At 58.6% G+C, this 6,535-nt stretch carries 8 protein-coding genes; 7 read left to right on the top strand and 1 reads right to left on the bottom strand.

Annotated elements, in window-relative coordinates:
• Positions 1-64 precede the first annotated feature (64 nt).
• From BFP95_RS00830 to BFP95_RS00800, 7 genes are all read left to right on the top strand, one after another.
• Entirely contained in the window at positions 65-625 is a 561-nt protein-coding gene (locus BFP95_RS00830) for a rhomboid family intramembrane serine protease (RefSeq protein WP_065891184.1), read from the top strand.
• 72 nt (positions 626-697) lie between these two features.
• A complete protein-coding gene (locus BFP95_RS00825; protein WP_065908972.1) occupies positions 698-1,732 on the top strand; it encodes an ion channel in 1,035 nt (344 codons plus the stop codon).
• Positions 1,719-2,393: a DUF2491 family protein gene (locus tag BFP95_RS00820; RefSeq protein WP_065908969.1), complete on the top strand. Its 675-nt coding sequence runs from the start codon at positions 1,719-1,721 to the stop codon at positions 2,391-2,393. The genes BFP95_RS00825 and BFP95_RS00820 overlap by 14 nt, the downstream gene beginning before the upstream one ends.
• 15 nt (positions 2,394-2,408) lie before the next feature.
• Positions 2,409-2,837, top strand: a complete 429-nt coding sequence (locus BFP95_RS00815) for a DUF350 domain-containing protein (protein ID WP_065873700.1) — start codon at positions 2,409-2,411, stop codon at positions 2,835-2,837.
• A gap of 18 nt (positions 2,838-2,855) precedes the next feature.
• Positions 2,856-3,563, top strand: coding sequence for a DUF1190 domain-containing protein (locus BFP95_RS00810; protein WP_049711347.1), 708 nt, complete (start codon positions 2,856-2,858; stop codon positions 3,561-3,563).
• Between the two features lie 12 nt (positions 3,564-3,575).
• Positions 3,576-4,733, top strand: a complete 1,158-nt coding sequence (locus tag BFP95_RS00805; protein WP_065908965.1) for a glutathionylspermidine synthase family protein — start codon at positions 3,576-3,578, stop codon at positions 4,731-4,733.
• Positions 4,734-5,065: 332 nt separating this feature from the next.
• Positions 5,066-5,302 carry a DUF6124 family protein gene (locus BFP95_RS00800; protein WP_065908962.1) on the top strand — a complete coding sequence of 79 codons (237 nt, stop codon included), beginning with the start codon at positions 5,066-5,068 and terminating at the stop codon, positions 5,300-5,302.
• A 302-nt stretch (positions 5,303-5,604) separates the two neighbouring features.
• On the opposite strand, the gene BFP95_RS00795 is transcribed toward BFP95_RS00800, so the two are convergent.
• Positions 5,605-6,381, bottom strand: coding sequence for a LexA family transcriptional regulator (locus tag BFP95_RS00795; RefSeq protein WP_065880422.1), 777 nt, complete (start codon positions 6,379-6,381; stop codon positions 5,605-5,607).
• Between the last annotated feature and the right edge of the window lie 154 nt (positions 6,382-6,535).

Genomic DNA, 6,535 nt, shown 5'->3' with positions numbered 1-6,535 from the left:
CCAGCGGGAGCAAGCTCCCTCGCCACGGTTCATTAGCGGGCCGGCATTTAACGTCGAGGTCAGGATGGATGCCCTGAAGGGGTTCAAGACAATCGCAGGCCTCGCCCTCTTGATGGTCGCGCTGCAATTGCTCAATGCAGTCACCGGTTACAGCCTGATGGCATTCGGCCTTGTGCCAAGAACGCTGTACGGGCTGCCGGGCATTCTCACCTCACCCTTTTTGCACGCGTCCTTTGCTCACCTGAGTGCGAACCTGATCGCCTTTTTGATACTGGGCACCCTGGTCATCATCGAAGGGTTCAATCGGTTCATCAGCGTCAGCGCAATCATTATCCTGCTGGGCGGCTTGTTGGTCTGGCTGTTCGGTTTTGCAGGGGTGCACGTGGGGGCCAGCGGCTGGGTATTCGGGCTGTGGGCCTACCTGTTGTCTCGCGCCTGGTTTCATCGGAGCTGGAGCAACCTGATAACTGCCGGTGTTGTCGCTCTGCTGTATGGCGGGCTGATTTTTGGCTTCCTGCCGCGTCAGGGGGTGTCCTTCGAAGGTCACCTGTTTGGTGCGTTCGCTGGATTAATTGCTGCCAAGGTACTTCTCTCTGCGCCGCGCAGCAGGTTTAATGCGCGGTGAACGCACTTGAGCCTCCAGACGCCGAGGCGCTGACCTCATCCGGAATCAAGTACCCAGGGAATCAGGGACGACATGTCGATATTTCTATTGTTGCGCCTGTACGCGTCCTCCCTCTTTCACCGCTTCGGCTGGGCAGGTCTGGTCATTGCCCTGAGTGTCCACCTGAGCACGGCCTATCTGGGCCTGGTGTTTCTGGGCGAACAGCACCTTACTGCTCCCGCCACGTTTATCTACTTCTACCTCACCACCACACTCACCGTCGGCTATGGCGACCTCGCGCCACAGACCTCGGCGGGGCGAATTTTCGTGGCCACCTGGATCATGCTCGGGGGCATTGCGCTGTTGACGGCAGCCATCGGCAAAACCACCAGCAGTGTCATCGATGCATGGAGAAAAGGCATGAAGGGCAAAGGCGATTTCACCGGAAAAGTCGGCCATACGGTGCTCATTGGCTGGGAAGGTACGTCCAGCGAGCGGGTCATTGAGTTGTTGCTGCAAGACGAAACCTCAAACGACAACCTGATCGTCATCTGCGATTGCACCCTCGAAGAAAACCCGATGCCCGGCAAAGCGGCATTCATCCGCGGCGAAAGCCTGTCCTCCACCGCGTTACTGTTGCGTGCAGGCGTTCCCGGTGCCGAGCGTGTGCTGGTGCGAACCCCGTCTGACGACTTGACGCTGGCCACCGTGCTGGCGGTGAATCAACTGAAACCTGTTGGGCATGTGGTCGCGCACTTCAACGAAAGTGAAATTGCCGCACTCGCCAGCTCCTACGCCCCCAGCCTGGAGTGCACCTCCAGCATGGCGATCGAGATGTTGGTGCGCGCCTCCCAGGATCCGGGTTCGTCAGTGGTCATTAATGAGCTGCTGTGCGTGGGCCAGGGCGCCACCCAATACCTGATGAAACTGCCCGAGGCCTTTGAAGCAACGTTCGGCGACCTGTACACGCAGATGAAGGAACGCCACAACGCCACGCTCATCGGCTACCGCGCCAAGGGTGCTCAGCAACCGTCGATCAACCCGCCAAGCGCCACGCGCGTTGAAGGCGGTGAACTCTTTTACATCGCCTCTACACGCCTCAAGGAAATCTCCAATGGGATGGCTTAAACAGTTGATGGGGCTTGAGGCCCCGAACGCGAATACCGATTCGAACCGCACAGCCAGCGTAGCCCTGCCGACCACTGGCCCGTTGGGCCTGGCGCCGGGCAAAGGCGTGATCTTCGACGCAAGCCTGCGATTGTTGCTTGATGATAAAACCAGCGTGGTTATCCCCGGCTCCCAGGAAATCTGGAGCAACGGCACCGTGGACCTCGGGCAGTCGACCTGGCTGTCGCGCTATTACATGAACGACGAAGATTACTGGCTGCAGGTGCACACCACGGGTGACATCGCCGGGCAGGTCGAGTCGGTGATCCTGTTCAACTACCTGAGTTACGTCACCCTCAGCAGTGAGGCGGAACTGCGTCGTCTCGCCGGTCCACAGAGCCTGATCGGGCTGCCGACCTACACGCACAACGGCGTTGAATACAGCCGCGTGTGGGGCAGTGAGGAGGGCCAGACAGAATTAGTGGCAATGAGCGAACAGGTGATCAATCCGGAGAGTGCCTACACCGTCGAGCACCGTTCGATGCTGTACGCCCGTGACACCGGCCTGACCGACCGCCGGGAGTTCCTGCTGTTTTCCGTCGAGGAAGACGCTGAAGGCACCGTCAGCCTGAGCACCTCGCTGGGCATTTCGCTGTACACAACCGACCTGAATACGCTCTGAAAAAGGAAGAAGTCCATGCTAGAAGCTCTCTCCATCTCGCTGAATAAACCCGCCGTGTTCGGGTTTGTCACCTATATCCTGGGCGCTGCCGTGCTGTTCGCGCTGTTCCAGTTCATCTACACCCGCGTCACACCGCACAAGGAATTCGAATTGATCCGTGCGGGCAACGTGTCGGCTGCGGTGGCGCTGGGCGGCGCCATCATTGGTTTCGCGATTCCGGCCAGCAATGTGATTGCCTTCTCGATCAGCCTCCTCGACTTCGTCGTCTGGGCCGTGATCGCCGCCCTCGTCCAACTGTTGGCGTTTCTGGTGACCAGCCTGGTGCTCAAAGGCACTTCCGAACGCATCAAGAAAGGCGAACTCGCGGCCGGTATCTACGTGGCAGCCGTGGCCATCAGCGTCGGCATGTTGAACGCCGCCTGCATGACGCCTTCCCAGAACTGATTGCGCACGGAGCTCCCGATGAAACGAAGCAAGTACGTCCAGCTTTCGCTGGCAGCGTCGGTCGCCATGGCGATATCCGGCTGCGGGCCGACGGAAAAAACCTACGAGTTGCAGAAGAAATACAACTTCCAGTCTGTTCAGCAGTGCGCCGACGAAAAACTACCGGTGGACGTCTGCTCGGACGCCTACATGACGGCCATGGCCGAGCATCGCCGCATCGCCCCGGTATACGCCAGCCAGGCCGATTGCGATGCCGACTTTGTCGCCGGCTGGTGCCAGTTGGACTCCAATGGCCAGTTCATCCCCAAGCTGGGCGGTTTCGAACTGACCGCCGAAGGCCAGGTCACGCAATCCCAGGTCGACGCGGCCAAGGCGCAAACGGGCGAATCGCAAGCAAGCGGCTCAGGCTTCTCCACCAGCAGCCTGCTGACGGGGCTGTTGATCGGCAACATGCTGAGCAACAACCGCAACAGCTACCGCTCCGAGCCGGTGTATCGCTACCGCGATGATCGCGGCAGCTATGGCTCCTCGACGCTGAGTCAGCGAGCCTCCAGCGGGGCGACATTCGACCGCTCGAACCAGGCACGCTACGGCAGCAGCAATTACTCGAACACGCTGCGCTCCTCCAGCGCGTCCAGCGCCGTATCGTCGGCCACCTCCCGTGGCGGCTTCGGCAGCAAGGCCAGCGCACGCAGCGGCTGGGGCGGCGGCGGGTCGAGCAGTTAAGGAAACCGGGCCATGAAGAAGATCCATTGCGCAGAGCGTCATGACTGGAAACAGACCGCCGACAGCCTCGGCTTCCTGTTCCACACCATCGACGACGAACCCTACTGGGACGAGAGCGCGTACTACCAGTTCACGCTCAAGCAAATCGAGCAAGACCTCGAAGACCCGACCACCGAGATCCATGACATGTGCATGGACCTCGTGGCCCGCGTGGTCCACAGCGAGGAACTGCTGGACCGCCTGAGCATCCCCGCGCCGTTCTACGACATGATTCGAACCTCATGGCTCGAAGGTCACCCGCACCTGTACGGGCGCATGGACTTTTCCTACAACGGCACCGGGCCCGCCAAGCTGCTCGAATTCAACTACGACACCCCCACCAGCCTGTACGAAGCGGCCGCGTTCCAGTGGGGCTGGCTGGAACAATGCATCGAACGCGGCCTGCTGCCCAAGCACGCCGACCAGTTCAACAGCATCGACACCAAACTGCACCAGGCCTTCGCCCAATTGCAGATCAACCAACCGTTCTACTTCGCGTCGATGAAAGAATCGATCGAAGACAAAGGCACCACCGACTACCTGCGCCTCGTCGCGGAAAAAGTCGGCATCGAATCACGCCACATCGACATCGAAGACATCGGCCTGACCGCCGAAGGGCGCTTCGTCGACCTCGAGGACCGCTGGATCCCCCACCTGTTCAAACTGCACGCCTGGGAGTTCATCTTCCACGAGCCCTTCGGCTCGGCGATTGCCCAAAGTGATACGCAGTTTTTCGAGCCTGCGTGGAAATCCATAATCTCCAATAAAGGCATCCTGCCGCTGTTGTGGGAATTCAACAAAGGCCACCCGAATTTGCTCGCGTCCCACCTGGATACCGACCCGGGGAAAGCCGTGCCAAAGGGCTGGGTGCGCAAGCCGTTCTTCTCGCGGGAGGGGGCCAATATCGAGCTGCAAACGGCTGATGGGGTGATTGTGAAAGAGGACGGGCCCTATACGGATGCGCCGTTTATTCTTCAGGAATTTGCGCCGCTGCCGAAGTTTGGGGACAGCTATACGTTGATTGGGTCTTGGGTGATTGGTGATCAGGCAGCGGGAATTGGAGTGCGGGAGGACAATAGTTTGATTACCAAGGATTCGAGCCGGTTTTTGCCGCATTTGATATTGGATTAAGGCCGAGCTTAAAGGGCCAGCAGGGTTGATCCCTTTCATTTGCAGGACGTTTCCGAGAGAATCCCAAGTGCATTGCGCCAGCGGGAATGCGTGACTAGGCTGCGAGCTGTCACTGCCTATTCAGTGACCGGGTTTAGTCGCCCGGATTCGATTGGCGCATAAGCAACTCATGAGTCAGGCATTCCTTCGCCTGCATCTTATGGTGGCTGTGCGCAGGGCACCTCCGGGTGCGCCGGGTTTCCAATCGACCGGTCGACTAACCTGCGTACAGCTGCCGCCTTTCGTTTAGTCGCGGGTCGTGGCAGCTCCAAATTATCGATTGGAGTTTTGCTATGGATAACGTTGTTTCGGATTCGCCATCATCGGGTGCGACTCACCCCTTTACCGTTAATGAAGAACTGAGCTTTGAGGATGCCTGGGTGCGTGTGGCTGAGTTGCTGCAGTGTGCGGTGGCCACGTCGCAAGCGCTCGGTGAACCGCTGGGTGCGCCGCATAGAGCGGTGATGCATTTGGTGGAGATGGCGAAGATGGTGGCGGATCGGGCGGTGGAGTGTATGCAGCCGAAATGATGCGGCTTGATAGTCGGTCTGGGCGCTAGCCGGCCCGCCTTTGGTTATCCAATTGTCCAACAGCTGTTGGACAATTGGTTTGTAATTTTTTCAGGCATTAAAAAGCCGGCTTGTGGCCGGCTTCTCGGGGACTGCCTCAGCTTGTTTTTGACAAACCTCACCAGCCTTCAAATCGCTCAGCCCACATTGCGTCGGGCTGAATAGTAGGGGCATCCGCGGGAACTCCTCCGCATCGCCGAGCAGGGTGAATAGCGCAAAGCCACCCCCTGCCAAATGTGCGGCGCATGATACCCACATTCATTTCAAATGCCCACCTCCGGCTCCGATTTAGAGCCTTCCCAGCCCAAAAGATGTTCATCCAGCGGCACCGGGGGGCGGCGGTTGTTCAGGGTGGACCACCAGAACACCCATCCCAGAATCTGGAAGTTCTGTTCAAAGCGTTGTTCGTGTGTGAGGTATTCGTCGGGATGCTCGCCGGCATTGTGGCTACGCATGCGCAAACCACCCCCAGGTCGGTTGTAGAGGTATTTGATGCGCAGCATGCCGTCGTGTTCTACGGCGTAGATTTCGCCGTCGATGATTTGCGTGCGGCCTCGGTCGATGGCGAGGGTGGCGCCTTGTTGGATGATGTCGATCATGCTGTTGTCGACCATGTAGGCGCCCAGGGCGCGGTCGGGGTTTACGGTGAGGGTTTGGAGGGTGTGCAGGGAGACGCGGATGCGTTCGGTAGAGGCGAATGAGGGGTAGAGGTCGATCTCCACGTCGATTTTTTCTGGAGGACAGGCGGGGCCTGTGAGGTATTTGCCGCTTCCTTCGCGGGTAGAGGGCAGTCCTTTTCGGGTGTCCGGGCCTTCCAGCAGGAAGTTGGCCGGTGGGTGTTTGGGGCCTTCGCCGGTACGCAGCCAGCGGCTAGAGATGCACAACAGTTCTGCGATCTCGTTGAGTCGGCCCATGGGTACACCGCGCTTGAACCAGTTGTTCACGTGTTGAGGCGTGACGCCACGGTTCTTGGCGAAGTCGGAGGCGGAAAGATGAACTTCCCGCAGTAGCGCTTTTAAACGATCACCTGATGTATTCATAAACGCAGAGTTTACTGGCGGGATTTACAGATCAAATAAACCATGCGTTGAGTTGCGCTTGTAGGCTTTTGCTTAGTTGTAGCTTAATACTTCGGATTCGGTCGCTAGTTAAACATTCCTTATAAAGAATTGAACTTGTCGTTTAGTTTTTCCC

It is taken from the genome of Pseudomonas sp. 58 R 12, from assembly GCF_900005865.1.
Classification (GTDB): Bacteria; Pseudomonadota; Gammaproteobacteria; order Pseudomonadales; family Pseudomonadaceae; genus Aquipseudomonas; species Aquipseudomonas tritici.
This window is presented reverse-complemented; position numbering and strand designations above follow the sequence as displayed.